Source organism: Corynebacterium sp. HMSC078H07, from assembly GCF_001812805.1.
In the GTDB taxonomy this organism is placed as follows: Bacteria; Actinomycetota; Actinomycetes; order Mycobacteriales; family Mycobacteriaceae; genus Corynebacterium.
Genome location: NZ_KV810504.1, coordinates 429 through 26,714 on the forward strand (window position 1 = coordinate 429; position 26,286 = coordinate 26,714).

28 protein-coding genes, 1 other RNA gene and 1 pseudogene are annotated in these 26,286 nt (G+C 61.5%); 12 read left to right on the forward strand and 18 right to left on the reverse strand.

Annotated elements, in window-relative coordinates; genetic code table 11:
* Positions 1 to 206: 206 nt before the first annotated feature.
* The 7 genes from HMPREF2875_RS09580 to HMPREF2875_RS09610 form a co-directional block, all read right to left on the reverse strand.
* A complete protein-coding gene (locus HMPREF2875_RS09580; RefSeq protein WP_070672568.1) occupies positions 207 to 962 on the reverse strand; it encodes an iron ABC transporter ATP-binding protein in 756 nt (251 codons plus the stop codon).
* Positions 959 to 2,017, reverse strand: coding sequence for an iron chelate uptake ABC transporter family permease subunit (locus tag HMPREF2875_RS09585; protein WP_246817082.1), 1,059 nt, complete (start codon positions 2,015 to 2,017; stop codon positions 959 to 961). Before HMPREF2875_RS09585 ends, HMPREF2875_RS09580 begins: the two co-directional genes overlap by 4 nt.
* Complete coding sequence (locus HMPREF2875_RS09590) at positions 2,014 to 2,976, reverse strand: ABC transporter permease (RefSeq protein WP_070672654.1); 963 nt, start codon at positions 2,974 to 2,976, stop codon at positions 2,014 to 2,016. The genes HMPREF2875_RS09585 and HMPREF2875_RS09590 overlap by 4 nt, the downstream gene beginning before the upstream one ends.
* Before the next feature lie 64 nt (positions 2,977 to 3,040).
* Positions 3,041 to 4,072 (reverse strand): siderophore ABC transporter substrate-binding protein, encoded by a 1,032-nt coding sequence (locus tag HMPREF2875_RS09595; RefSeq protein ID WP_070672572.1) that lies wholly within the window; start codon positions 4,070 to 4,072, stop codon positions 3,041 to 3,043.
* Positions 4,073 to 4,173: 101 nt separating this feature from the next.
* Entirely contained in the window at positions 4,174 to 5,538 is a 1,365-nt protein-coding gene (locus HMPREF2875_RS09600; RefSeq protein ID WP_070672575.1) for a M20 family metallopeptidase, read from the reverse strand.
* Between the two features lie 4 nt (positions 5,539 to 5,542).
* A complete protein-coding gene (locus tag HMPREF2875_RS09605) occupies positions 5,543 to 7,213 on the reverse strand; it encodes an AbgT family transporter (RefSeq protein WP_070672578.1) in 1,671 nt (556 codons plus the stop codon).
* A gap of 275 nt (positions 7,214 to 7,488) precedes the next feature.
* Positions 7,489 to 8,130, reverse strand: a complete 642-nt coding sequence (locus tag HMPREF2875_RS09610) for a DJ-1/PfpI family protein (RefSeq protein WP_070672581.1) — start codon at positions 8,128 to 8,130, stop codon at positions 7,489 to 7,491.
* 156 nt (positions 8,131 to 8,286) lie between these two features.
* Here HMPREF2875_RS09610 and HMPREF2875_RS09615 point away from each other — a divergent pair, with 156 nt between their 5' ends.
* On the forward strand, positions 8,287 to 8,820 hold the full coding sequence (locus HMPREF2875_RS09615; RefSeq protein WP_070672584.1) for a hypothetical protein: 534 nt from the start codon (positions 8,287 to 8,289) through the stop codon (positions 8,818 to 8,820).
* A 72-nt stretch (positions 8,821 to 8,892) separates the two neighbouring features.
* Here the strand turns inward: HMPREF2875_RS09615 and ssrA are convergent.
* Positions 8,893 to 9,272, reverse strand: a transfer-messenger RNA (tmRNA) gene (gene ssrA, locus HMPREF2875_RS09620).
* A gap of 213 nt (positions 9,273 to 9,485) precedes the next feature.
* Between ssrA and HMPREF2875_RS09625 the strand changes: the two genes are divergently transcribed.
* Complete coding sequence (locus tag HMPREF2875_RS09625; RefSeq protein ID WP_070672588.1) at positions 9,486 to 10,757, forward strand: SLC5/6 family protein; 1,272 nt, start codon at positions 9,486 to 9,488, stop codon at positions 10,755 to 10,757.
* On the opposite strand, the gene HMPREF2875_RS09630 is transcribed toward HMPREF2875_RS09625, so the two are convergent.
* The 5 genes from HMPREF2875_RS09630 to prfB are packed head-to-tail and all read right to left on the reverse strand — an operon-like array spanning position 10,754 to position 14,429.
* Positions 10,754 to 11,110 (reverse strand): DUF488 domain-containing protein, encoded by a 357-nt coding sequence (locus tag HMPREF2875_RS09630; protein WP_070672590.1) that lies wholly within the window; start codon positions 11,108 to 11,110, stop codon positions 10,754 to 10,756. The genes HMPREF2875_RS09625 and HMPREF2875_RS09630 overlap by 4 nt on opposite strands.
* A 25-nt stretch (positions 11,111 to 11,135) precedes the next feature.
* Positions 11,136 to 11,642 (reverse strand): SsrA-binding protein SmpB, encoded by a 507-nt coding sequence (gene smpB, locus HMPREF2875_RS09635; RefSeq protein WP_070672593.1) that lies wholly within the window; start codon positions 11,640 to 11,642, stop codon positions 11,136 to 11,138.
* Between the two features lie 54 nt (positions 11,643 to 11,696).
* The gene (gene ftsX / locus HMPREF2875_RS09640; RefSeq protein ID WP_070672596.1) at positions 11,697 to 12,599 is read right to left on the reverse strand and encodes a permease-like cell division protein FtsX; all 903 of its coding nucleotides are present in this window, start codon (positions 12,597 to 12,599) and stop codon (positions 11,697 to 11,699) included.
* Positions 12,600 to 13,289: a cell division ATP-binding protein FtsE gene (ftsE, locus tag HMPREF2875_RS09645; RefSeq protein ID WP_070672598.1), complete on the reverse strand. Its 690-nt coding sequence runs from the start codon at positions 13,287 to 13,289 to the stop codon at positions 12,600 to 12,602.
* Between the two features lie 33 nt (positions 13,290 to 13,322).
* A complete protein-coding gene (gene prfB / locus HMPREF2875_RS09650) occupies positions 13,323 to 14,429 on the reverse strand; it encodes a peptide chain release factor 2 (protein ID WP_070672602.1) in 1,107 nt (368 codons plus the stop codon).
* A 69-nt stretch (positions 14,430 to 14,498) separates the two neighbouring features.
* Between prfB and HMPREF2875_RS09655 the strand changes: the two genes are divergently transcribed.
* Complete coding sequence (locus tag HMPREF2875_RS09655) at positions 14,499 to 15,326, forward strand: inositol monophosphatase family protein (RefSeq protein ID WP_070672605.1); 828 nt, start codon at positions 14,499 to 14,501, stop codon at positions 15,324 to 15,326.
* Positions 15,319 to 16,092, forward strand: coding sequence for a histidinol-phosphatase (gene hisN / locus HMPREF2875_RS09660; protein WP_070672608.1), 774 nt, complete (start codon positions 15,319 to 15,321; stop codon positions 16,090 to 16,092). Before HMPREF2875_RS09655 ends, hisN begins: the two co-directional genes overlap by 8 nt.
* 131 nt (positions 16,093 to 16,223) lie before the next feature.
* On the opposite strand, the gene HMPREF2875_RS09665 is transcribed toward hisN, so the two are convergent.
* Positions 16,224 to 17,414: a S1 family peptidase gene (locus HMPREF2875_RS09665; protein ID WP_070672611.1), complete on the reverse strand. Its 1,191-nt coding sequence runs from the start codon at positions 17,412 to 17,414 to the stop codon at positions 16,224 to 16,226.
* A gap of 189 nt (positions 17,415 to 17,603) precedes the next feature.
* On the opposite strand from HMPREF2875_RS09665, the gene HMPREF2875_RS09670 reads away from it, so the two are divergent.
* Positions 17,604 to 18,032, forward strand: coding sequence for an NUDIX domain-containing protein (locus HMPREF2875_RS09670; RefSeq protein ID WP_070672614.1), 429 nt, complete (start codon positions 17,604 to 17,606; stop codon positions 18,030 to 18,032).
* A 92-nt stretch (positions 18,033 to 18,124) separates the two neighbouring features.
* On the opposite strand, the gene HMPREF2875_RS09675 is transcribed toward HMPREF2875_RS09670, so the two are convergent.
* From HMPREF2875_RS09675 to HMPREF2875_RS14015, 3 genes are all read right to left on the reverse strand, one after another.
* A complete protein-coding gene (locus HMPREF2875_RS09675) occupies positions 18,125 to 18,586 on the reverse strand; it encodes an ABC transporter substrate-binding protein (protein WP_070672618.1) in 462 nt (153 codons plus the stop codon).
* A gap of 34 nt (positions 18,587 to 18,620) precedes the next feature.
* The gene (locus HMPREF2875_RS09680) at positions 18,621 to 19,337 is read right to left on the reverse strand and encodes an ABC transporter substrate-binding protein (protein WP_246817083.1); all 717 of its coding nucleotides are present in this window, start codon (positions 19,335 to 19,337) and stop codon (positions 18,621 to 18,623) included.
* Positions 19,338 to 19,520: 183 nt separating this feature from the next.
* Positions 19,521 to 19,673: a hypothetical protein gene (locus HMPREF2875_RS14015; protein ID WP_227485943.1), complete on the reverse strand. Its 153-nt coding sequence runs from the start codon at positions 19,671 to 19,673 to the stop codon at positions 19,521 to 19,523.
* Positions 19,674 to 19,799: 126 nt separating this feature from the next.
* Between HMPREF2875_RS14015 and HMPREF2875_RS09685 the strand changes: the two are divergent.
* The 7 genes and pseudogenes from HMPREF2875_RS09685 to HMPREF2875_RS09710 form a co-directional block, all read left to right on the forward strand.
* Positions 19,800 to 20,684: pseudogene (locus tag HMPREF2875_RS09685) on the forward strand (FecCD family ABC transporter permease); the annotation flags it as partial.
* Between the two features lie 104 nt (positions 20,685 to 20,788).
* Positions 20,789 to 20,902 (forward strand): iron chelate uptake ABC transporter family permease subunit, encoded by a 114-nt coding sequence (locus tag HMPREF2875_RS14020; protein WP_246817084.1) that lies wholly within the window; start codon positions 20,789 to 20,791, stop codon positions 20,900 to 20,902.
* The gene (locus tag HMPREF2875_RS09690; protein ID WP_070672621.1) at positions 20,902 to 21,945 is read left to right on the forward strand and encodes a FecCD family ABC transporter permease; all 1,044 of its coding nucleotides are present in this window, start codon (positions 20,902 to 20,904) and stop codon (positions 21,943 to 21,945) included. Before HMPREF2875_RS14020 ends, HMPREF2875_RS09690 begins: the two co-directional genes overlap by 1 nt.
* 6 nt (positions 21,946 to 21,951) lie before the next feature.
* Positions 21,952 to 22,863 (forward strand): ABC transporter substrate-binding protein, encoded by a 912-nt coding sequence (locus tag HMPREF2875_RS09695; RefSeq protein WP_070672623.1) that lies wholly within the window; start codon positions 21,952 to 21,954, stop codon positions 22,861 to 22,863.
* On the forward strand, positions 22,863 to 23,645 hold the full coding sequence (locus HMPREF2875_RS09700; protein WP_070672626.1) for an ABC transporter ATP-binding protein: 783 nt from the start codon (positions 22,863 to 22,865) through the stop codon (positions 23,643 to 23,645). Before HMPREF2875_RS09695 ends, HMPREF2875_RS09700 begins: the two co-directional genes overlap by 1 nt.
* A gap of 196 nt (positions 23,646 to 23,841) precedes the next feature.
* Positions 23,842 to 24,498: a DUF4232 domain-containing protein gene (locus HMPREF2875_RS09705; protein ID WP_070672629.1), complete on the forward strand. Its 657-nt coding sequence runs from the start codon at positions 23,842 to 23,844 to the stop codon at positions 24,496 to 24,498.
* A 102-nt stretch (positions 24,499 to 24,600) separates the two neighbouring features.
* Positions 24,601 to 25,779 (forward strand): hypothetical protein, encoded by a 1,179-nt coding sequence (locus HMPREF2875_RS09710; RefSeq protein WP_246817085.1) that lies wholly within the window; start codon positions 24,601 to 24,603, stop codon positions 25,777 to 25,779.
* Here HMPREF2875_RS09710 and HMPREF2875_RS09715 read toward each other — a convergent pair.
* Positions 25,776 to 26,162, reverse strand: a complete 387-nt coding sequence (locus HMPREF2875_RS09715) for a hypothetical protein (protein ID WP_070672633.1) — start codon at positions 26,160 to 26,162, stop codon at positions 25,776 to 25,778. The two genes, HMPREF2875_RS09710 and HMPREF2875_RS09715, sit on opposite strands and share 4 nt — an antisense overlap.
* Positions 26,163 to 26,286: the final 124 nt, after the last annotated feature.

Sequence of the window (26,286 nt, forward strand, 5' to 3'; positions counted from 1 at the left end):
TCGCAAGCGGCTCGAACAACATTACCCAACAAGCCCAACCAAAGTCAAACCCGCCGAACAAACATTGTCCCAACATCTACCACCAGTTAACCAAACGGCTACCTCGCGGCGACTCGAATTAATATACGCACACCCCCAACAAACAACAAATCGCCTGGCTAGTGCATATCTTTCACAGCACTCCAGGCGATGAGTTTTCGGACTTTCTAGTGGTAACAGGCTAAAAGCCCATCCGGACCATCGATCACGGTGATAGGCGTTTCGAAGATCGGTGTGAGAATGTCATCTCGCATAATCTCATCTGGCCCGCCGAAGGCCACGATGTTGCCATCCTTCGCGGCACAAATGTAGTCGGCATATCGCGCGGCGAAGTTAATATCGTGCAGGACAATGATGATGGTGCGTCCAAATTCTTTAGCGGCCCTGCGTAGATGTTTCATCATCTCGACGGAATGGGCGATGTCGAGGTTGTTGAGTGGCTCGTCGAGAAGCACGTAGTCTGTCTCCTGGCACAACACCATCGCCACGTATGCGCGCTGACGCTGACCACCGGAAAGTTCATCGAGGTAGCGGTTTTCCAGTTCACCAAGGTGGAAGAAGTCAATGTAACGCGAGACTATGTCTTCATCCTCGGCGGTCAGGCGGCCCTTGGAATACGGGAAGCGGCCAAAGCTGACGAGCTGGCGCACGGTCAACTTGGTGATGAAGTGATTCTCCTGGCGCAGGATGGACAGAATCTTGGCCAAGTCCTCGGACTTTGTGGAGGAGACGTCGTAGCCGGCGACCTCGATGGTGCCCTCGTCGGCGTCGAGAAGCCTGCCAATCATAGTGAGCATCGTGGACTTGCCCGCGCCGTTCGGCCCAATAAGAGCGGTGATACCTCCGGTGGGGATTTCCAGATCGACGGGGCCAATGGTGGTCTCGCCGGAATAGGCCTTAGAGACCTTGGAAAGCTTGATCACAGCTTGCCCTTTCGCAGAATGACAAAGAGGAAGACACTGCCGCCCACCAGCTCAATGATGATGGACACCACGCCCTGCGCATAGAAGACGTGCTGCATGAGGAAGTAGGCACAGGTAAGCACGGCAAAGGCGGTGGCCATGGACATCGGGAAGAGATAGCGGTGATCGTAAGTCTCCGCCGCCTGGTAGGCCAAGGTGGCCACGAGGAAGCCCAGGAAGGTCATGGGGCCCACGAGTGCCGTGGTCGTAGCCATGAGGATGGAGACCAAAATCAAGGTATAGATAGCGTTGACCTTGTGGTTCACGCCCAAGTTGGTAGCAGCATCACGGCCTAGAGCCAGCACGTTGAGACGGCGCGAGTTAAAGAACATCAACGCCGTGACCGCAATAACGAGTGGAATAGCGATGGGATAATACTCGGTTTCGGCGTTATTGACTGAGCCGAAAAGGCGTGCGGTAAGCACGTCGAACTCACTCGGCGTGAGCATACGCTGCATGAAAGTGGACAATGAGCCTAAACCACCGCCAATGATGATGCCTACCAGCAACATCGCATGCATATTGTTGCGGCGGCTGGTGAGCAGCCACGAGTACAGAATCAGTGACAGCCCCACCATGAGCACGAGTTGAACAAGGAACATGCCCATGTTGCGGGATTGCGTCAGCCCAGCAGCGCCGAGAAAGAAGATGGTGGCAGTATTAATTGCCACATAGAGGGACTCAAAGCCCATGATGGAGGGCGTCAAGATGCGGTTATTGGTCACCGTGTGGAAGGCCACGGTGGCCACCGCCTGGCACACCGCAACAATCGCCATGGCGGTGACTGCATCAGCGCGGCGGCGCGCAATGAGCCACCACTTCCGGGTTCCAAAATCCATCGGATTGTCGTAGGCCAACAGGCCGAAAGCAAAGATGAGGCCCGCGGCGATGAGGGCGCCGAGGATTATCCAGTACTTGCGCGCAGCAGCAGCGGACTGGAAGCTTCCCACGCTGCGGCGCGAGTTATCGACCTGCAGCTGAATAGTCGTTGCTGGAACGGAGATACGCACACTCACTTGGTTGACTTCACAATCAGAACGACGAAGACGATGGCGCCGACGACGCCAAGGATGACGGAGACGGGCATCTCAAACGGAGCAATAATAACGCGGCCCAGGATGTCACAAAGCGTTACGGTGGCAATACCCAGCAGGCACACCCACGGCAGGTTGGAGCGCAGGTCATCGCCACGCAGCATGCTCACCATGTTCGGGACGATGAGTCCTAGGAAGGGCAGGGCGCCTACGACGACGGTGACCACGCCAGTCGCCACCGCAATAAGGCCAGTGCCCAGAAGAATCATTCGTTGGTAGTTCAAGCCAATGTTGGTGGCGATATCCTTGCCAAGGCCGGCCACAGTGAGTTTGTCCGCGTAAAGGTACACGGCAACAAGCACAAGCAGAACTACCCACAAAACCTCATATTGTCCCTCATAGACCGAGGTAAAGGACCCCATGAACCAGATGCCGAGCTGCTGCAACGTGTCAGTGCGCAACGCCACGTAGGAGGACACTGCGGACACAACGGCACCGAGCATGATTCCGATGATGGGCACGATGAGCGAGGAGCGCAGTGCTACTCGGCGAAGGAAAGCGAAGAAAACCATGGTCCCCGCAAACGCGAAGGCCACGGAGATGATCATCTTCACCAGTACCGATGCATGCGGGAAAAGAATGAGGGAAAAGAGCAGGCCCAAGCCGGCCCACTCGGTGGTCCCCGTGGTCGTGGGTTCCACGAAGCGGTTCTGGGTCAGCAGCTGCATCACCAAACCGCTCATCGCCATGGCCGCACCGGCCAAGACGAGCGCAATCGTGCGCGGCACGCGCGTAGTGAAGAACATGGTCCAGCCGTCCTCATTATCGAGGATGCTGTACTCCCCCACCATGAGGGACAGGGTGAGGAGGGCAACTACGCCGAGCACACCGAGGCCCAGCGTCCATGTCACAACGGGTCCACGAGAGCTGCGCGTGGGCATGCGCCCACGATCATCTTGTGTGCCCATCCGCACCGTCACGGTCTTCACACTGCTCCTTTAAGTTTTAGGCGTTGGCCTTTGCGAAGGCGTCGGCAAGCGCGTTGAGAATCTCGGTGTAGGTAATGATGGATTCATCAATGTAGGTGTCCTGCGGCGCGACGTAGACATTTCCGTCCTTGACCGCGGTGACGTTCTTGAGCGCCGCGTTGTCCTTGACCAGTTTCTCGCCCGGGGTGACCTGCTCGCCTTCCTTAGAAATGGCAGAGTCGCGGTCCATGACCAGTATCCAATCCGGATTCGACTGTGCAATAGCCTCGACGGAGATGTCGTCGCCCTCGTGATCATCAGAAGCGTTGTCCACCTCCAGTGCCGGGGTCAGACCAAGCAGGTCGAAAACCGGCCCAAAGGTGCGGCCAACCTGCGGCGCGATGTAGCCAATCTCGCCACCAGAAGTGTTGACGGCCATGACCTTCTGCTCCGGGTCATAGGCCTCCTTGGCGCGCTGAGCAGCATCATCGAAGTCTGCGATGAGCTTTTCGGCGTCTTCTTCGTGCCCAAAGACTTGGCCCAGTGCTTCGGTGTGGCGCTTGAGTTCCTCGAAGAAATCCTCGCCGTCGCGCGGCTCGAAGTCAAGAACAGAAACGTCCTCGAGCAGCTTCTCCATGTCTTCCTGGTGCTGCTCGAAGCGCTGGCCGTTCCACACCACATCCGGCTCGGCCGCCACGAGGCCCTCGAGGTCTGGCTCCTTGTGCGAGCCGAGATCCACCTCGACGGTGTCCTTGTTGTAGGTATCACGCAGGGACTTCGGCACCAGCGGAAGCGGTGCTGCAGCGAGGTCAATATCCCACTGGGCCAACACTGCAAAGGCACGGTTATCCGTCACCGCCGGGTTCTCCACCGGGGTGGTAACGGTCTTTTCCCCGAAGTTATCCTCCAGAGTGATGGTGGAGGCGTCTGCTGCCGCGGAACCCGCTGCCTCAGTGGTCTCCTCGGCAGAATTGGAGGAGCATCCGGTCAACGCCAGTGCTGCAATAGAAACAGTCGCAGCAATCTTGGTGGTAGTCGTGCCGAAGGCGCGGCGGGAAATCGTGAACATAGTTTCCTTGCGTATTAGGTGTGGCTAACCACAGTCGGTAGATAACATCGCCGCCTAACCTAACCTATGTAAGGGTTACCTTTCAAGCACACTATTGTTTCCTAATTCCTCGCGGGGGTACCTGCACCTCCCGCCAGAAGGGTATCCACGGCGACTGGGCCCTGCTTATCGAAGTCCTCGCGGGCAGCGCGCCGAAATTCCGGGTCCGCTAAGAAATCCAGCGTGACCTGCGCCAAGCCAGCCGCCGAATCCACTGCAGCGTCGACGGCTTGGGGCGTGGCCGCCCACCGCGCGAAGTCCTCGGTATGCAAGGCCACGTCCGACGGTGAGACTTTCACCATAGGGTGCAGGCCCGGCACCAGATTCGAGACATTGCCAAAATCTGTCGACGCCGCCACGGTGTCCGGCACCGTCCCAGCCGGCAACGCCGTGCGCCCCCGGCGCGCTTGCGTAGCCGCCCATCGCTCGACGAGCGCAGCATTATTGCGCACCGGCAGTGTCATCGGGTGCTCATCCCACTCGAGGTCTACCTCAACGCCCGCCATTAGGGCCGCGCCCCGCACAATGTCCTCGACGCGTCCGGAGAGGTCCATCAGCGTGCGCGTACCTAAAGAGCGCACGTAAATGTGCATATCCGCGCTCTTCGGAATGATGGACGGCCTGTCACCACCAGCCATGGTGGCGTGAACGCGGTCTGACGGCGGCATCTGTTGGCGCATAAGCCCAATGCCTTGATAGGCCAAGCTCGCCGCGTCGAGGGCATTGCGCCCCATAAAGGGCTGCGAGCTTGCATGGGCTGCCACACCGCGGTAGGTCACACGCAGGATACGCCGGCCAACCCACGCATGCGCCCCGATGTCATAGCCAAATCCGTGAATCATGACCGCAGCATCCACGCCGTCCAGGCTGCCACCGCGAATCATATACTCTTTGCCCGAATGCCCCTCCTCCGCTGGGGTTCCTTGCAGGAGGATGCGGCCAGGCAGGGGGACGTCGACAAGCGCAGCGGTCGCCGCGAGGAATCCCGTCACACCCGCCGCGGCGATGATGTTGTGACCGCAAGCGTGACCAATCTGCGGCAGTGCGTCATACTCCGCCAAGATGGCCACGGTGGGGTGACGCTTCGGGTCGAAGTCCTCGCTCTGCCACGAGGCTTCGAAGGCAGTATCCACCCCATAGGCCCCGCGACGCGTGGAGAAGCCGTGTTTTTCCACGATGTCTGCGAGCACCGCCATGGAACGATGCTCCTCGAAGGCGGTCTCGGGGTGGGCATGCAGGTCTGCCACGATGTGCGCGGCGGTTTCCCGCAGCCCTTCCGCCTGCGCCGCAGCGCTGTCCCACGCCTTCTTCTGGCCGGGGTAATCCTCCTCCGTATGTTTGGGCGGGGTGGCGGCCGCCACGCGCTTGGCGACGTCCCCCTCCATCGCTTCCAGATATGCCGTCGAGGGAGTGTTGGGTTGAGTCATACGTCTACCCAATCATGACCGCATTACCGGGGCCTAGTGGAAGATCGGCATAGAACCAGACAGCCAGCAAGATGGCCCAAGCGGTGAAGAATGGAATAACGAATGGCACGAGGCGGGACATGAGTGTTCCTAGACCTGCCTCACGTTCATAACGCTGGAGGAATCCCAGCATGACAATCATGTACGGATTGAGCGGGGTAATGATCTGGGTTGCCGAGTCACCCACGCGGAACGCGCCTTGGATGAAAGCCGGCTCGTAACCGAGCAGCGCAAACATGGGCACGAAGACCGCTGCCATGAGCGTCCACATGGAGGAACCGGAAATGATCAGCAGGTTAAGGCAGGAGGCCAGCGCGATGAAGGCGAAGATGGCCGGGAAGCCGGTAAGGCCGATGGATTCAAGGAAGGCCGCACCTTTGACCGCGGTGAAGGTACCGATGCCGGTCCAAGCAAACAGCGCCACAAACTGGCCCAAGATGAACGCCAGAATAAGGAAGCTCATCATGTCCTTGAGTGCGCCGATCATCATATTGACGACGTCATTGATCCCCTTGACTGTGCCGACAACCCGGCCGTAGACCACACCGAGCACCAAGAAGTAGGCAAAGACAATGAAAACGATGGAGTTCAGCAGCGGCGATTTGGGCAAGAAGCTGCCCTCCTCGTTACGCCAGGGGGATTCTGGCAGAAGGACCGCGAAGAGGATGACGGCGGTGAGAATAACTGTGGCTACACCGGACCAGATAAGACCCTTGTTCTCCTCTGGGCGCAGCTCGGCGGTCAGCTCTTCACCGTTCTCGTCACGATCACCACGCTCAGCGGCGTCCTCTGGGTCGATGTCCTCCTCGGTAGGAACCTCCTGCTGCCACATACGCGGCTCGATCACCTTGTCGATGATGAATCCGGCAAGCACACCGAGCACGATGGAAGAGGCCACGTTGAAGTAGTAGTTCGACATCGCGTTGACGGGAGCGAACTCCGTGTTCGGCAACGTGTCCATGACCGCTGTCGTAATTCCTGCAAACAGGGCATCCAGCGAGGTGGGCACCAGTGCCGTCGAATAACCTGCGCCCACAGCGGCGAAACCACCAATAAGGCCGGCAACGGGGTGGCGGCCAGCAGCCTTAAAGACCATGGCAGCCAGCGGTGGGACGATAACGAAGGCTGCATCCGCCATGACAGACGCCGTCACGCCAATAACACCCACGGCGTATGGCAGCAACCACGGCTTCGCCGAACCGAACAGCTTGCGGATAAGAGCAGAGAGCATTCCGGAGCGCTCCGCCACACCCACGGCCAACATGATAGGCAGCACCGTGACCAGCGGCGGGAAGTTGATGTAATTCTCACCCATCGTCGTGGTGAACCACGTCAGCCCCTCACCGGTGAATAGGCCCTTAACCGGTTGGATTTCATCTGAGCCTGGAATCTTAATCTCCACGCCCATTTTCGCCATGATGGTAGACAGCACGCCCGTAATCAGGAAGAGGATTAAGAAGATGGTGAAGGGCTCCGGCAGTTTGTTGCCGATGTATTCCACACCGTTGAGGAACTTGTCCAGCATTCCCCCGCTAGGCTGTGGGCTCTTGTTCTGCTCTGCCTTGACGGAATTCGCCTTGGGCTTCTCCGCGGTACCAGCGCCGCCTTGTGGCGCTGCGTTGGTCGGGCTGTTCATGGGTACTCCTGTCGTAGGGGTCAGTCCCAGTGCTCCACGTCACACTGTTGGGAAAAGGCTACCACGGAAATGTAACTCAAGTAACAAATATTTCGGACCCACGTCACATTTTTATCTAGCTAGCCCTACTCCGCTTTCTTCCCGGCCCCTACCCCATTACAAGCCTTCTCTCCCCCCGCTACGGTCACGGTAGATAGCGGCAAGAAAATCGCCGGTTTTAGCCCCTTATCTACCGTGAGCGTCACAGAATCTGCCCGAAAGCCACGACGCCCCCCTCACTCAGCATCGTCGCCGCTCGACGACGCCAGCCCATAAAGCCGAGCGTAAGGATCCCACTCGCTGTCGCGGTGCGGCTCATACTCTGCAAGGTTGGCAGCAGCCAGCGCCACTTCTTCAGATCTGAGATGCGCAATGAGCGCGACCATCATATCCATCCCAGCCGCAACACCTGCGGAAGTCCATCGATTTCGGTCGTGTACCCACCGTGCTTCCGGCTGCCAAGCCACAGCCTCCCCAAAGGAGCTCGCCCACGCAAACGCGCGTTTGTTGCTCGTTGCGGCATAGCCCTCCAAGAGCCCCGCCGCCGCTAGGACCGCAGAACCCGTGCACACGGCGGCAACCACAGGCGCTTGCGAGCCCACGCCACGAAGCCACGCCAGAAAAGATTTGTTCGTTACGAGCTGCCGGGTTCCTTTGCCGCCTGGGACAAGAATGATGTCAGCCTGCTCAATCTGCTCATAAGAAATTGTCGGCACCACTTCCACACCTTGAGAGCTAGCAACTGGCTCGCCCGTGGGCCCGGCGAAATCCACGATGACGTCAGGGACAGCTTGAAGCAGTTGGACGGGCCCGAAGACGTCGAGAAGCTCAAAGCCCTCGAACAAGACAACAGTGACGCGTTGTGGCTCAAAAGTCATACAGCAATACTATGTCCGACGATGACCATTCCCCGTGAGGAACAGTTGCTTCGGCGATGATGGCTAACCTGACTGGCATAACCACTGCCGCACACAATTCCGACGACACTCACCAGACCTTGAGATTTAGCAGTTTCCTCCCGAAAGGACATCAGCATGAAGAAGCTCACCATCGCGCTTACCACACTTGCCATCGCCGTAGCTGGGTGCAGCTCCAACACCGAGCCTGCTCCGACCCCACCGAGCAGCGCGGCGTCATCTTCACCTGAGACGTCCGAATCCAGCTCGAGCATGCCACCCACGAGCGAGACAGAAGAAGCAAAGCCCGAGACCACGAAGCCAGAAGCCAAAGAACCCGATCCCACCATGGCTTCCCCACAAGCTGATAATCCAGTAGCTGAGGCTCCCGCGGTCGAGCAGGCCCCCGCAGAACCCGTCGTTGTGGAATGCCTCGAGGGCACCCCAGGGTCAGCACGCTGGTCTGACGGCACCGTCTCCTATTCCCAATGGTGTTTCGACACCATGGGTGGTGAGCAGTCCCTCGAAGACGAAGCAAACGCAGGCGTTCCGCCCACGCCAGAACAGCAACAGCCGCGCAAGCCTAGCCCATGGGTACAGGGGCAAATTGACTGGGCAAACTGCCTCGACTCCGGCAAGACCAAGGAACAGTGCCGAGAAGAGCTGAACTAAAGCGGGCCTACTTCACCACGTGACATAAACGAGAAGAAACCCCAGCTAGAATGCTATCTAGCTGGGGTTTTTCGGTGGAGCCGCCGGGAATTGAACCCGGGTCCTTCGTCATCTTGCCAGGGCTTCTCCGTGCGCAGTCTGCACAGGATCTCTACTCGGCCCTCCGGCTCGGGCAAACACGCTCCGGATGATGGGCCCAGTTGCTCTAAAAGTCCCCAACCGGCCGAACAACAATCCGGTCAGGCAAGTTCCCTAGTCGATGCCAGGATCTAGGTCAGGAACAAAACCTAGGCTGACAGACACGCGTCGCTGGAATTAGGCAGCGAGGGCGTAGTCACGCTGAGAGTTCTTCTCTGCGTTTATTGGTTGCTACGACGCTTAACGGTGGTCTCTAGCCTGCACCGGCACGCTTCCCCTGGCTCAATGTACGAAGTCGAAACCAAGTCGACCCCTTGTCCGCAACTGTGCGAAAACATTGCTGTGAAAAGCGCTGTAAAGAAAGCTCGCGCTTCCTCTACGGTTCGTACAACGCTAGTGCATTCAGACCTATTCCCGCAAGCAATCCACCCCACAGTCCCTATGCAACCCCGCCTTGTGACCTGAAATAAATTCAACGTTGCTAAGGTGTGTGAGTCACATCCGTCAAAATAGTTGAAGGTAGCGAAGTGAGCTCAACGACCGAGAACTCTGCCTCCGTACACACCGACCAGAAACAAGCCAGCAACACTGAATGGGCAATTTCGCTCTTTGGCACCGCCGTGGGTGCCGGCATCTTGTTCCTTCCCATCAATGCCGGCAGCTTCGGCTTCTGGCCACTGCTGGTGGCCACCATTCTCATTGGCCCGATGACGTACTTCTCCCACCGCGGGCTCGCGCGCATGATTTGTGTGTCGCCCCGCCAGGGTGAGGACATCACCGCCGTGGTTACGGACTACTTTGGCAAGACCGCAGGTCTTATCATTTCGGTGGTGTACTTTTGCGCGATTTTCCCCATCGTGCTGATTTATGGCGTGTCCATTACAAATACGGTCAACAGCTTCATCGTCAACCAGCTGCATGGTCCCACCATTTCACGTCCACTGCTGTCCTTCCTGCTGGTGGGTGTGATGACCATTGTCTTCGCCTTTGGCCAGCGCATCGTGCTGACCGTTACGCAGTTCTTGGTTTACCCACTGATTTTCTGCCTCGGCGCGCTGTCCATTTATCTCATCCCACGCTGGGATATTGCCTCCTTCATGGAGGTGGGCAACAATGATTGGCGCGTCGTCGGCGCGGTGGCGCTCATCATTCCGGTGCTGGTGTTTTCCTTTAACCATTCGCCGGCAATTTCGCAGTTCTCCCTCGCGATGGTCGCTGCACACGGGCGCGAAAAGAGCTCCGAGAATGCCTCGCGCGCACTAGCGCTCACAGCGATTTTGCTCACCGTGTTCACCATGTTCTTCGTGTGGTCCTGCACGCTCACTCTGGGAGCGGATGGTCTGGCTGAGGCCCGCGAGCAGAACCTGCCGGTGCTGTCTTACCTGGCTAACGTCACCGGTGTGCCGGTCTTGGCTTTCATCTCCCCCATCGTCGCGATGGTGGCCATCATCTCCTCCTACTTCGGCCACGTGCTGGGCGCTACCGAAGGCGGTAACTACCTCCTGCGCACCGCGGCGCCGCGAGCCACCCAGAAGCTGACGGAGAAGCAGTTGACCTCCATCATGCATGGCATCATCTTTGTCTCCGCCTGGGTCGTTGCCATCATTGATCCGTCGATTCTCAGCCTTATCGAGGCCATCGGCGGCCCCTTCATCGCCTCGATTCTCTACCTGCTGCCGATGTACGCCATCAACCGTATTGACGCTCTCAAGCAGTTCCGTGGCCGCCCGAGCAACGTGTTCGTTGTCATCACAGGCCTCATCGCCGTGGGCGCCGCCATCTGGGGACTTTTCGTTTAGTCCTCGTCGAGCCACGCCTTCAGCACGACGGCGTGGTTCACCTCGCGGTCTTTGGCGGCGAAGAGGAGGGTGACGTCGCCAGCCGCGGCAAACTGGCGCAACTGCTTCAGCTCCTCATTGTCGTTGTCATCGAGCTCCGCACGGTAGCGCTGCGCGAACTCCTCAAAGCTGTCAGCATCGTGTCCCCACCACTTTCGTAGTTCCACGCTGGGAGCCACGTGCTTGAACCAGTGGTCGTAATCGAGGCGCTCTTTGGCCACGCCGCGGGGCCAGAGCTTATCGACGAGCACCGCTTCCCCACGCAGCTCCTCGTCACCGTGAATAACGTCATGAACCTTGGCCGTATAAATCATGGCACCCAGGCTAGACGTTCACAGATTAGGCGTTAATGCCCTTCACGCGGCGCCCCAGCTCACGGGTAATATCGCGGTCTTGGTCGCGGCGTTTAATGGCTTCGCGCTTGTCGTAATCCTGCTTACCCTTAGCCAGCCCCAGCTCGCACTTGGCGCGGCCGTTCTTGAGATAGACCTTGAGGGGGATAAGCGTCTTGTTGCCATCGCGCACTTGGCCCATGAGCTTGTCAATCTCACGGCGGTGCAGCAGCAGTTTGCGGGTGCGCTTGGGCGAGTGATTCGTCCACGAACCTTGGGAATACTCCGGGATGTGGAGGTTGCGGATGTAGACCTCGCCGTCGTCGATAGTGGCGAAGGCATCCGCCAGGGAAATCTTGCCTTCGCGCATCGACTTGATTTCGGTGCCCACGAGCACCATGCCGCATTCCAGGGTGTCAAGGATGGTGTAGTCGTGGCGGGCACGTCGGTTGGTGGCCAGTGTCGAGTTGTTATCGGCCACTGCCCCTTTTTTCTTCTTTGCCTTCTTCGCCATAGTTCGGACTATATTACGCCACAGCCAGGCAAAAACCACATCGCGGATGCGGGCTTAGGTCCGCACGTAGGCGCGCATAGTGACCTGCGCTGTGAGCGCAGCCAGAACCAGCGCCACAATGCCAACGATAGGCAGCACCGTCCACACATCGGACGAGGTCACGGGGGCCAAGAGTTGCTTCTGGTAGAGGTCCTTGAGTGCCGGGTCGATGACCAGGTTCTTGCCCAAGACGATGCCCGCCCCGGCGAGGATAACGCCGCCAATCGCACCTAGGATGGCCTCAACGATGAACGGCGCGTGTGTAATCCAGCGCGATGCACCTACCATGCGCATGATGGCGGTCTCGCGCTGGCGCTGGAAGGCGGCAATCTGCACCATGTTGGCGATGAGCATGATGGCGGCCAGCGCTACCACTCCGGCCACGATGAAGGTGGCGTTGCGGATCGCATCCAGGTTGCCGGCGGCGCTGCGCACATCTTCCTGTTGGTCGATGACGTCGGTAACGGCGGGGTCATCCGCGATGGCGTCGATAGGCGCGGTGTCCGTCGGGTCCTTCAGCCGCACATGGAAGGCTGCGGGCAGCGCGTCCGGTGATGTTTCCTCCACCATGACTGGGTCAGTTTCCTTGAACAGCTCAACGAAGCGGTCATAGGATTCCTTCTGGCTGCGATAGCTGACGGATTCAATCTCATCGTCTGCCTCCAGCTTCTTCTTCAGGCCAGCGCAGGCAGCGTCCTTGCACTCTGGGTCGTTAGCGGAGATGTCCTCGTTGAGCTGCACCATGACCTCCACCTGCTCAAGGTAGATATCCTTGGTGTCCTTGGTCATCTGGGCCACGAGCACGCCGGCAACCACCAGCGCCACCGAAATTGCCGTAGTAATCACCATGGCGATGGTCATGGTGATGTTGCGGCCGAGCCCCTTAAAGGCCTCCCGAAAAACAAAGCCTAAGTTCATCTAGAGCGCCTCCCCGTACATCGCGTTCTTCTCATCGCGCACGAGCGTGCCGTTGTGCAGCTCGATGACGCGCTGGCGGGCGTCGTTGACCGCGCGCGCATTGTGCGTCGACATCACCACGGTGGTTCCGCGGCGGTTGATCTTGGTCAGCAAGGCCATGATTTCCGCAGCAGTGGCGGGATCGAGGTTGCCCGTGGGTTCGTCGGCAAGCAGCAGCTTGGGACGGTTCACAAAGGCACGCGCAACGGCCACGCGCTGCTGTTCGCCGCCAGAAAGCTCGTGCGGCATGCGGTGCTGCTTGGCGCCGAGGCCCACCATGTCGAGGACCTCCGGAACCTGCTTCGCAATGCGCGATTTCTTCTTGCCGATGACCTGCAGAGCAAACGCTACGTTGTCGTAGACATTGAGCTTGGGCAGCAGGCGGAAATCTTGAAAGACATAGCCAATGGACTGGCGCAGTTGGTTAATCTGGCGGCCCTTCAGCGCGTTGACGTGGAAGTCCCCAAAGTGAATATCACCGGAGCTCACATTTGTCTCGCGCACCATGAGCTGCAGAAAGGTGGACTTTCCGGAGCCCGAGGGACCGATGAGGAAGACAAATTCGCCGTCGTCTATGTCAAAAGACACGTTGTCCAACGCGGGCCTAGTGGAGGTCGGATAGACCTTGGACACATTCTCAAAAGTGATCACTTAAGCAACAGTAGCAACAATTGTCACTGAAACCTAGGCTTCGTTGTCCTCCATACGCCACCGAATACCCGCCTCCAAGAAGCCGTCAATATCGCCATCCAGCACCTTGGACGGGTCCCCGACCTCATAATTCGTCCGCAGATCCTTGACCATCTGATACGGATGCAGAACATAGGAGCGCATCTGGTTACCCCAGGACGCATTGCCGCCCGCGCCCAACGCGTCCAGCTCCGCGCGCTCCTCCTGGCGCTTGCGCTCCAGCAACTTGGCCTGCAGCACGCGCATGGCAGAGGCCTTGTTCTGAATCTGGGACTTCTCGTTCTGGCAGGTCACCACGATGCCGGTCGGGATGTGCGTCAGACGCACCGCCGAGTCCGTCGTGTTGACCGACTGTCCACCGGGGCCCGACGAGCGATACACATCCACGCGCACCTCCGAATCCGGCACCTCGATGGAGTCCGTCTGCTCGACCACCGGAAGCACCTCCACCTCGGCAAAGGAGGTCTGGCGGCGCCCCTGGTTATCAAAAGGCGAGATGCGCACGAGTCGGTGCGCGCCCTGCTCAACTGAGAGCTGACCGTACATATATTCACCGTGGACAACGAAGGTGGCAGACTTGATACCGGCCTCTTCGGCATAGGAAATGTCGTAGACATCCACCTTGTGGCCATTCTTCTCCGCCCAGCGGGTGTACATGCGCATGAGCATCTCCGCCCAGTCCGCAGCATCCACGCCACCCGCGCCGGAGCGAATGTTGATAACAGCCTCGCGCTCGTCATACTCGCCGGAGAGCATAGTGGTGATCTCAAGAGATTCGATGGCGGCTCCCAGCTCCTTCAACTCGGTGTCCACCAACTCCTGGGAGGCCTCATCGCCTTCTTCCTCCGCCAGCTCAGCCATGACGGGCAGATCCTCAATCCTCCCCCGTAGGGAGGTCAGCTTGCGCAACTTCGCCTGTTCCGCCGAAAGGGCTGAGGTCACCTTCTGTGCATGGTCGGGGTCGTCCCACAGCGACGGGTCCCCCGCCTGGGCCTCGAGCTCGCGCACGCGCTCGGACACCGCCCCCGGGTCCATGACCTTCTCAATCGAGGTCAAGGTGGCGCTGAGTTCCTCAAGTCGTGCTGTTTGTTCCGGACGCATAGCCCCCTACTTTACTTATTCTCACTCCCTGATTAGCCATCGGCCGCATTTAGCGCGACAATAGGCGGCATGAGTGACCAGCCAAGCCTCACCGAGATGATCGATGCCATCATCAAGACCTTCATCGTCGCCCATGCGGACGATTCCGACGCCCACCTTGCCCAGGCGCTTGTGTACAACGCCGGCCGCCTGGCCTGGCGCCTGCGTGAGCAGGGCGTAGACGTGTCTCAAAAGACCGACCGCGCGGACGTCGTCACTGACGCCGACTTTGCCGCCGAGCGCTTCGTCGCAGGCGTCCTCGAGGCCCTTCGCGGCGAGGACGGCATCGTGGGCGAAGAAGGCGCCAACCGCGCGTCAAAGTCCGGCCGCACCTGGGTCATCGATCCCGTCGACGGCACCTTCAACTTTGCCTCCGGTTTCGACTATTGGTGCTCCGCACTTGCGCTTATCGACGCCAACGGGGTCATCCTCGGCGCCGTCCACCGCCCGGCCATGGGCTACACCTGGTTCGGTGGCCGTGACTTCCCCACTACCTTGGACAGCAAGGAGGTCACCCCGCTGACCGATACCCCCGCGGAAAACCTGTGCTTGTCGACCTACCTCCACCCTTCCTGCATCACCAATCCCAAGATTTCGGCGGCGTGGGAAAAGGTTGCCCCGCATTTCGCCACCGTGCGCATGCTCGGCGCTGGGTCTGTGGATCTTTCCTCCGTGGCCGATGGCACGTGGGGCGCATGGATGCAGCATTCTGTGAAGGACTGGGATTGGTATCCAGGCCAGGCGCTGGTCATCGCGGCCGGCGGCGCGGCGCGCAAGGTTGAAGCCGGCGGTGTGGAATGGTGTATCGCGGGTAATAAACAGGTAGTCGATCAGATGGAGGAATGGCTCCGTGGGTAAGTACAAAGAAGACCTCGGTCTGGCCTTGGAAATGGCGGGCCACGCGGATGCTGTCACCATGCACCGCTTTGAGGCTGCCGACCTTTCCGTAAAGGAAAAGCCAGACATGACTCCGGTCTCGGATGCGGACTTAGCCTGCGAAAAGGCCATCCGTGAAGCACTCAAGCGTTCCCGCCCGCGTGATGAAGTTTTGGGCGAAGAGTTCGGCGGCGAAGCCTGCTATGAGGGCCGCCAGTGGGTCATCGATCCCATCGACGGCACGAAGAACTTCGTTCGTGGCGTCCCCGTCTGGGCCACGCTTATCGCTCTCCTCGAAGACGGCAAACCCGTCGTCTCCGTCATCTCCGCCCCTGCCTTGCGCCGTCGCTGGTACGCCGCCAAGGGCGGTGGCGCCTACCGCGTTTTCGGCGGCGAGCCGAAGCGCCTTCGCGTCTCCGAAGTCTCGAACCTAGAGGACGCTTCTTTGGCTATGAGCTCCCTGGCCGGCTGGGGCCTTAATCGCGACACCTTCGTATCCCTGACCGACAAGGTCTGGCGCCTGCGCGGTTACGGCGACTTTTGGAACTACTGCCTGGTAGCCGAAGGTGCGGTCGACATCGCCGCAGAGCCTGAGGTTTCCCTCTGGGATTTGGCAGCCCCTGCCCTCCTCGTCACCGAAGCAGGCGGCCGCTTCACTAACGTCCGCGGCGAAGACGGCCCCCACGGCGGCTCGGCCTTGGCCACTAACGGCACGCTGCACGACGCCACCCTCACCGCTCTGTCCTAACCCTCGTGCGGCGCCGCACGCCGGTGCCGCACCTCAGCGCCGGCCTGCGAACCGCACTCCGCAGGTCATTTCGATCAAATAAGGCCCCAGATCTTTAACGATCTGGGGCACAATTTGTTAGAAACGTACTTTTAATCTTCCGGAAGCGTGAAACCGGAACCGACCTCACCGCGGCGGTTGAGATCCGCGATGATGGCATCGGTGTTAGAAACGACCGTCGGGTTGTGCAGCGCTCCCTGCCACGGAGTGCGGCAGGACGGCAGGCCCGGGAACAGTCCACGGGAGATAGAACCGACGACGCGACCGTCACGGAAAACCGGCGCGCCAGAGTCACCCACCATGGCGCAAACCTGGTTGACGGAGATCTCCTTGCCGTGCTGGAAGGTCATACCGCAGGTGGTACCAGTGGCAACGCCACGCTTGCAGGCAACTTCGCCCGGCTGTGCCGCGCCGCCGACACCGTGGGCGGTCACGCCGTTGTAGCTGCGGGTTACCTCAGCCTTGGAACCGAACTCAATGACCGAGTAGTCCAGGTAGGTGTTCTTGCTCACCAGGGTGCCGGTGGGGCCAACCTGCCAGGAGTCCGCCGACGACACAGGATCCCCCACGTTGCCGCAGTGACCAGCGGTGATGCCTACCTTGCGGCCTTCAGCATCGGTACCTGCTGCAGTCAACGTGCACATCGTGTCCTCGCTGATATACAGCGGGGTGCCCGGACCATACAGGGACTTGCCCTCTGTCATCGCAGTGTTGGATTCTTCCGGGATCTGCGGTGCATCGTAGAAGGACCCCGGCACGCGGTGCAGGATGTAGTCTGCCTGTGGCTTGCCCGCAGCAAGTTTGGAGAACGAGTCGTTCTTCCACACGTAGTTTGGATCCGTGCCCTTCGGCACGAAGTCCGGCTGCGTAGCCTCCTGCAGCAGCCCAATCGGCTCCGGGTTGGTCAGCGGGTCACCCGTGATGGCATCAGCACCGGTATAGGCGGGAGCCTCCGGGAAAGCCGGCACCTGTGCCTGGTCCGCAACCTGGCGTGCTACTGGAGAGTTCGCCGCGGACGCCACTGCTGCGGAAGCATCCTGAGCCGCCTGAGCAGCGGCGCCATTGACGGCGGTATCGAGAGCGTCGGTAAGTTCGGCATCAACCGGCTTGGTCTCAATACCCACAGACGCCAAATCCGCTCGCACCTGGTCCACGATGTCCGCCGAATCTAGCTCCGGGATGGTGGGAAGTTCCTGGGCGCCGGCCGCCGGGTTGCCCAGGAAAAACGCACCTGCGAAAGCCGAGCCCACAAGGACTTTCTTAAGGTGCGGGATTTTTCGCATTACGCAATTCCTCTTTCACTTCTTCTCGTATTGGTCTATAAGACCTACCCATGATGGCACGCCCACTGTGGCGTGTGTTTCAACCGCGTGGGACTGTGTCCAACCCGTTACATTACTGACAGCTTTCGGGTGCCCCCTCTCTTCTTTCACCACAGTCCCCCTACCCCCGCCCAGACCTACAATGGAGGTATGTCTGAGAACCCCACCTCGCCATCATCTACTGCAGACATTTCAGAAATTGTCGCCATTGTCCTGCGTGATACTCACGGCCGAGTTCTTGTCATTCGCGCTACGTCCACCCCAGAATTCGTCCTGCCATATGGCTCCATTGACAACGCCATCGATCCCGCCCGCGCAGCCCAGCTCATCGCCCATGAGGCCGTGCGTGCTGTGATTGATATGTCGAAATTGCGTCGCCTCGCCACCTACGTATCGTCGGCTGCCAACGGTGCACCAGAGACCATCCACGCGCACGTCTATGTCTACGAAGAAGAAATCTCCGTCGCACATCCCGACAAGGAGATTGCTGAGCTCGCGTGGGTCGATCCCGCCGCCCCGGACGTCACTATCGCGCCATTACTTAGGGAGAGGGTATTCCCCGCCCTGCAGGAACTCTAGGACCATAACGTCTAGACTCCCCACCATTTTTACGCAGCGACTACTCCCCGTTCTCACCGCCGATTCCCTTGCCCTTACACTGGCCGGCTGCGTCACCGACGACAGCACTGATGGCACGCTTTCCGCTGTCTCCCCCACCACTCAAGCTGGGTGGAGCGATCCGTCAGCCAGTTGTCTGCGCCCTCCGGGATGCCCACGACCGGCGCGATGGCCGACAGTGTGTCGTAGCGCTCTTGATCGCCCGAGGAACGAACGCCGAGGATGAGGATAAGGTCCGGCTGCACGCCGAGCGAGAGCGCCACCTCGGCGTCGCCGCAGACCAGGGCCACGACGCGCCGCGGGGCCTCGTCAATGGTGACGTCGCCGAACTTGGTGGAGATGGTGGCCGGGAATGCCGCGTTGTCCGAGTTGGAGGCGGAGGCCGCGCTCGAGGAGCAGGCGGCCAGGCCGAGGGTGAGCACAGCGACGACGCCGAACACGCGCACGGAGGCAGGTTCACGAGAGGTACCTGTATAGAAAGGAAACGATGTGCCGCGTAGCTTGGCCTTGCCCATCTCCCATGCGCGAATTACCGGCAGGCTAGGACTGCTACACAGGAACGATATCCTCCAGCAGCGGCACCAGCTCGTCCAAGGCGTAGTTGGTGGCCTCGGCTGTCACGAGCGAGAAAGCCTGCGAAAGCTCCTTCGGCATGACGATGGCGCGCCCCTCGCGGACCGCGGGCAAGCCCATCCACGCCGGGTCCGTCTCCACCGTGGAGATGTCCGTGGACACGGCCTGCGCAATGACGACATCCGAGTCCGCGTTGGACAGGGTCTCCCCCGAGAGCGGGACCGAGATATTCTTCGCGGACGCCGACTGCGACTTCACCCAGGGGTTGAGCGAGAAGCCGAGCTCGATGAGCTGATCTGCGCGGTTGGTGCCGTCGTTGTAGGCACCCCACGTCGTGGCCGTGCGGCCGAGAACGGCGAAGGTCGTGCCCGACCACTCCGGATGATCCGCGGCGATGCCCGAGATGCGCTCCTGCAACTGCTCGATCTGCTCCTGCGCCTCCGCAGGCTTGCCCAAAGCGGCGCCGATCATGGTGAGCTGCTCGTCGCGCGACGTCTTATACTTGTCGCCGCCCACCGAGACGCCGATGACCGGCGCGATGGCGGAGAGCATGTCGTAACGCTCCTGGTCACCGGACGAGCGCACGTCGAGGATGAGGTCGGGCTCGAGCGCCGCCACCGCCTCGTAATTCACGTCGGTCGTGCCGAGGATCTCCGGCGACTGCGTGTAGCCGTGTTCTACCCAGGGGCCCACGCCGTCGCCACCGAAGGAGAGCCAGTCGGCCGCGGCGATGGGCTCGACGCCCAGCTATAACGCCACCTCCGCATCACCCCACCCCAGGGCCACCACGCGCCGCGGGGCCTCCTCGACGGTGACGTCACCGAACTCGGTGGCCACTGTGACCGGATAGGCCGCGGCGTCGCCGTCAGCCGATGCCTACTGCGCCAACGATGCCGACGATGCCGCCACCGAGTTGTCGGCCGCACCGGAATCGGGGTCCGACGAGCATGCGGCCGCACCCCAGCCGACAAGGGCGAGCGACAGGAATACCGCGGCCGAGCGACGAGTGCGGGAAGTCCGCAGAGGCATAAAAGACCTGTCGAATTGAGAAAAGATAGCCTAACCAACATTAGGTGGACCTATCTCAAGCCGACAAACCTCCAGCAAGGAAAGACAATTCACGCATATCGGCGAAATAAGGCTAACCTTACCTACATGACATCGACGACTCTGCCGACACCGGCCGCGGGCACCCCGCGCGCCGCGGGCCACAGCAGACGACTCCTCGGCCTAGCCCTCCTCGTGGCCGCACTCGTCGCCCTCGTCTTCGCCAGCCTGGCACTGGGCGCCAAGACGACCTCCATCTCAGAGCTCACCCAGGCCTGGCCCACCGCCTGGGCGATCCTGCGCGGGCACACCGACACCGCCCAGGCCGCCGGCACCGTGGGCAGCAGCGTCGCCGAGATCGCCGGAATCCTTGCCACCATGCGCATCCCGCGCACCGTGCTCGCCATCGTCGTCGGAGCTGTGCTCGGACTAGCCGGCACACTCGTGCAAGGTCTGACCCGCAACCCGCTCGCGGACCCTGGCCTACTCGGCGTCAATGCGGGCGCCGCACTCTTCGTCGCGGCTGGCATCTTCCTCTTCGGGCTGACGTCCATGCAGTCGCACCTTTTCCTCGCCTTCCTCGGCGCGGGCCTGGCGGCGCTGCTCGTCTTCGGGCTCTCCGCCGGCGGCATCGGTCGCGGCGACACCCTGGGCCTCGTCCTCGCGGGTTCCGCCCTGTCCGCCGTCCTCGCGGCGGCCACGTCGGCCATCGTCTACATCGATCCCAACGCGCTCGACACCCTCCGCTTCTGGCAAGCGGGGTCCGTCACCGGACCCGGCTTCGACATCATCACCCCTGCGCTCGTGCCGCTCGCCATCGGCGCGGTACTAGCGCTGGCGCTGGGCCCGACGCTCAACATCCTCAATCTGGGCGCGGAGGCCGCGCAGGCGCTGGGCACCAACGTTGCCCGCGCCAATATCCTGGGCTTCGTGGCCATCACCCTGCTGGCCGGCGCGGCCACGGCAGCCGCGGGTCCCATCGGCTTCATCGGTCTCGTGGTGCCCCACGTCGCCCGCGGCATCACCGGCCCGGACTACAAGTGGGTGACCCCTACTCCGCGCTGGCGGGCGCCTGCCTGTTGCTCGGCGCCGACATCGTGGGCCGCCTCATCATGCGCCCCGGCGAGCTCCAGGCGGGCATCGTCATCGCGCTGCTCGGCGGGCCGGCGTTTATCTGGCTCGTCCGGCACCGAACGGTGGTGAGCCTGTAATGAAGCACCTCAGCTTCGGAAAGTTCAGCTTCCTCTACCACCCGCGCACGCAAGCCTGGACCGCGGCCATCGTGGTCGCGAGCGCGCTCGTGTGGGTCATCAGCCTCGGCACCGGCGAGTTCCCCCTTAACCCCGCCGAGGTCATCGGTGTTCTGGCGGGCGGCGGAAACAAGCTCGAGCGCACCGTCGTCATCGACTGGCGCCTGGCCCGCTCGCTCGTGGGTCTAGCCGTCGGCGCCGCGCTGGGGCTCTCCGGCGCCATCACGCAGCGCATCGCCCGCAACGGCCTGGCCAGCCCGGACATCCTGGGCATCAACCAGGGCGCCACCGTGGCGGCCGTGGCCATCATGGTCTTCGGAGGATCTGCCGGGGCCGGCGGGGCGTTCGGCGCCTACGTCGGCATCCCGCTCGCCGCCATGGCCGGCGGTCTCGCCACCGGCGCAGCCATCTGGATGCTGTCCCGGCGCGGCGGGGTGGATATGTTCCGCCTCGTCCTCGTGGGCATCGGCGGCAACGCCTTCCTCCACGCCCTGGTCACGTACATGTTGGCCGCCACAGATCTCAACACCGCGGCCGCGGCCAAGGTGTGGATGGTCGGCTCGCTCAACGGCGGCACCTTCGAGCACCTATGGCCCACCCTGGGCATGCTCGTGGTGTGTGGCCTAGTGCTAGCCCGCATCGCCATCGATCTGCCCGCGCTGGAGCTCGGCGAGGATTCCGCCCAAGCCCTCGGCGCCCCCTTGAAGAAGATCAACGCGGCACTGCTCATCGTCTCAGTTCTACTGGCCGCGGTGACCGTCTCCGCCGTGGGCCCGGTGGGCTTCGTGGCCTTCGTCGCCCCGCAGATCTCCGCGCGCCTGGCGCGGGTCGGGGCGCCGCCCCTGGGGGCATCGGCGGCCATGGGCGCACTCATCGTGTGCGTGTCCGACCTCATCGCCCGCTGTGCCTTCGGCTGGGAGATCCCGGTGGGCATCATCACGTCGGTCATCGGCGGACCTTTCCTCATCTGGCTGCTCTGGCAGCAAACTCGAACACGAAAGTAGACGACCATGCAACGACGTAACTTCCTCAAGATCACCGCTGGCCTCGGCGTCGCCGCCTTCGCTGCGGCCTGCTCCAAACAGGAGACTGCGCCGATCGAGCAGGCGGCCACCTCCGCGGCATCGTCCAGCGCCGCCGAGCAGCACCAGCGCGTGATCGCGCTCAACACCGGCCAGCTGGACAACCTCCTCATGCTGCGCATTCTCCCGGTGGGCGCGGCCAAGGCCAAGAACCTGGGCGTCGTCCCGGACTACATCCGCAACCGCTTCGGCTCCGACTTCGATCTGGACTCCATCGCGGACTGCGGCCTACGCGCCAACCCGGATCTTGAGACCATCGCCTCCCTGAAGCCCACCCTCATCTGCGCTAACTCGCGTACGGACGAGGCCATCCTGGAGCAGCTCAAGGCCATCGCGCCTGTCGTCACCGGTAAGGGCGGCGGCGAGAACTGGAAGCAGGACCTCCTCACCATCGCCGAGGCCGTGGGCAAGAAGGACTCCGCCGAGACCCTCCTGGCCGAGTACGAGTCCAACGCCAAAGCCTGGGGCGAGGGCCTATCCTCCAAGCCCACCGTCTCCTTCCTGCGTTCCAAGGACGACCAGTTCCAGCTCTACGGGGTCAACTCCATGGCGGGCTCCGTGGCCGCCGATGCCGGCCTGCCCCGCCCCGCCAACCAAAAGCAGATTGAGAAGGCTGGCCAGGACATCTCCGCCGAGCAGCTCTCCGAGGCCGACGCCGACTGGATCTTCTACGGCGTCAACGCCGGCGCCGCCGACCCCTCGCAGGCCGCCACGTGGCACTCTCTCAAGGCAGTGCAGGCCAACCAGGCCGTGTCCGTGGACTACGAGTCCTGGTACATGAACGCGTCCCTGCTCTCGGCCACCATCATCCTCCAGGGTCTGAAGGACAACATCAAGTAATGAACGCTCGACTTTCCGCGCACTCCGTCTCCGTCGGTTATGGCGATACCGTCATCAGCCGCGACGTCACACTCGACATCCCCGACGGCCAGGTCACCACGCTCATCGGCGCCAACGGCTGCGGCAAGTCGACCCTCCTGCGCGGCCTGTCCCACTTGCTCCCACTGTCGGCGGGCTCCGTCACCCTCGACGGGAAGAAGCTGGGTGACTACTCCTCCCGGGAGCTAGCCACGCGCTTGTCGATGCTCCCCCAGTCCCCCATCACCCCTGCCGGCGTCACCGTCGCAGACCTCGTGGCCCGCGGCAGGCACCCGCACCAGTCCTGGCTGCAGCAGTGGTCCGCCTCCCACTCCGCCGCCGTGGACGAGGCCATGGCGCTCACCAACGTCTTTCAGCTGCGCGACCGCCCCGTGGGCTCCCTGTCCGGCGGCCAGCGCCAGCGCGTGTGGATAGCCATGGTCCTGGCTCAGGACACCGACATCGTCTTCCTCGACGAGCCCACCACCTACCTGGACCTGGCGCACTCCATCGACGTCCTCGAGCTCGTCTCCACGCTCAATAAGGAACAGGGCAAGACCATCGTCATGGTGCTCCACGATCTCAACCTAGCCGCCCGCTACTCGGACAACCTCGTCCTCATGAAGGACGGCTCCGTCACGGCCCTGGGCTCGCCCGAGTCCACCATCACGCCGCAGGCCCTGCGCGACGTCTTCGGCCTGGACTCCCGCGTCATCGAGGACCCCGTCACCGGCGGGCCGCTCATCGTGCCGGAGCGCCCATAGGCCCCGTCGTTCCCTGCGTTTTTCGATCATGGGAAAGGCGGCGGGAGTTCATCATGTTCACACTTTCAGTCACAGGACGGCTACTGCACACTGTGTGACACATTCTGCGAATCGTTGCTCATTGCTAACAAAGACTTAACAGACTCGTGACCAGTAATCTCTAGTCCCCGTCGTGCTGTGAAACTACCCTGTGGGTATGAAGAATCTGCGCGCACTCCTGTCCCTCAGCCTGCTGCTGCCACTCGCCGCATGCTCCGCCGGCGAGGAGGACTCTGCGGCACCGTCGGCAGTCACGACCACCGTCGTTCACTCGGCCGACGCCCCTGCGGGTGACGATGCCGCCGACGACGTTGCTTCCGGGGCCGCTCCCGGCGCGTCCGGCACCGCACCAGCCCCAGCATCCTCCACTATCCCGCCCTTGCCCGAGGGCGCCTGCGCCACCTCCCAGCTCTCCGCCGAGATCACCAACGAACAGGGAGCCGCTGGCTCCCGACTCGTCGACATCGTGCTGACCAATACCTCTGACGAGGAGTGCACCCTCACGGGCTTCCCCGGCGTCTCCGCCGTCACCGGCAACGACGGCACTCAAGTAGGCCCCGCCGCGCTGCGTGAGACCGGCACCGAAGCTGCCACCGTGACGCTGGCGCCAGGGGCCCAGGCCCGCGCGGGGCTCAAGATCACCAACGTGGGATTGCTCGACGCGGCGGCCTGCCAACCGCAGGACGCCGATGGCCTGCGGATCTATCCGCCCGAAAACACCGACAGCCTCTATGTCGCAGTACCGGGCCTGCAGGCCTGCGCGGGCGAGGTCGACATCTTGTCTGTCCAGCCCATCACTCAGCTCTCCCCGTAAATCATTTCGATCTCCTAACAATTTCCAGCCGGTGATAGAACTCGGCTTCGCGCTTCGTTAGTCTCGGCCACGAGTTCGCCCCTCGGACGAAGGACATACACCATGACCACTCTCCCTGTCCTCCTGCCCCAACGCACCGCGCGTGCCGCAGTAGCGGCGGCATCAGTAGCCGCGCTCGTTGCGTCCTGCTCCCTCCCCGACACCCGGCGCGATGCAGCCCCGTCGGAATCCGCAGTGGCAGCTGACTCGACCACGGCGACCGAGTCTGCCTCCAACCCAACAGCGACCTCGAGCACTTCCTCACGCGCGACTCGCAGCAGCACCACCCCAGCTACGTCGAGCAGGGCGGCATCGACACGCAACTGGCCCGTATCCTTGGCCGAAGAAAACTGCGACCCGAACGCCGGAGTCGCCGACACCGGAGTCGGCGAATTCGTAGACAAAGGCGAAGCACCAACGGCCATCGTTCATTTCCTGTCGACGGAGGAGCCTGAACGCGGAGCACCTCTCAAAGACTTCAAGGTCACCCAAGATTCTTTCGATGCGTGCGAGCCCCTGAGCTACATCATTGCCTCCGGCAACTACGAGGGCGAACAAGTGGTCTTCCCCATCGTTTTCAACTGGGGCCACCCGCTCAATGACAGCAATGGTTACTTCTCCGGCGACGGCTTCGACTTCGCCATTGGCAGCGACTCCGTAAGTTTCACTACGAGCGATACTCCCGCACATGAGGCAGGCAAGCCAGTGAGCGTGACATTTACCGCGATGGACTTCGGAGCACTCAAGACCGAGCTCAACGCAGAAGACAAACACCACATCGGAATCGACCTCACCCATCTGAGCGACGCCGTCGATCCCGCCGACCTCGACGAGTTCTACGAATTCGACACCAATAGCGGCCCCGTCCGCTGCCGCTTCTCCATCAGCGAAAGTGAATGCGGCTTCATCGACGGCGATTTTTCCCCCGCGGAAGCCATGAACGGACCAAGCAACTACTTCCTCAAAACCCATGGCGAAACGGAAGTCGACCTTGCCACCTTCAGAGACGACTCCAAGGACTTCCTGTCCGACAAGAAATTTGAAAAGGTCGGCGACGGCACTTACGAGGCCGGCACCTTGGGTCACCTCATCCAGGCGGAGCTCAAAGACGGCACTCTGACCCTTTACTTCCCCGACGGCGCCTACGTCTTCGAGGACGGCGTCCTCGACTTCTTCAGCGAGGATGACCTGGAGGCGGGTACCATGCGCTCGGCGGCAACGTCCTCTGCCCGCGCGGATTAGCCCCCGATGTCGCGCAAGTAACGGGCCGACACCCCGCCCGCAATAGTGCGCAGCGCGACGTCCTTGGTCACCACCGTGCCCGCGGCCACGACCGCATGCTCCCCTTTGTGGATGCCACCTTGATCCTGGAAACGCGCGCCCGAGTTGATGACAACGTTTTCCCGATGTGCGTGTTGCTGCCAAACAGGCTGGATACCTAGCGCGAGCAAGGTATCGCCGTCTCCTAGGCCAACTGCGGCGATGCGCTCGTTCCCATTTCCCTCAATATTTGACGCCGAGGAATCCTCGCCTCGGGAGCAACCGGAAAGGACGAGAGTGGATGCTGCTAAGACAGCGGCCGTCTTCATTGCCGCGCGACGGGTCAGCGAATTGTTTCGAAACATACAGAAGCCTAACGTGTAGGGAGCTCATTGGGGTGCGGTGAAGGCCATCGGACGCACGGGGTGTTGATCGATCCTCGAGCGCGCGTCAATCACGTCTACCGCGTCTACCCCGCATAGGGCAGCC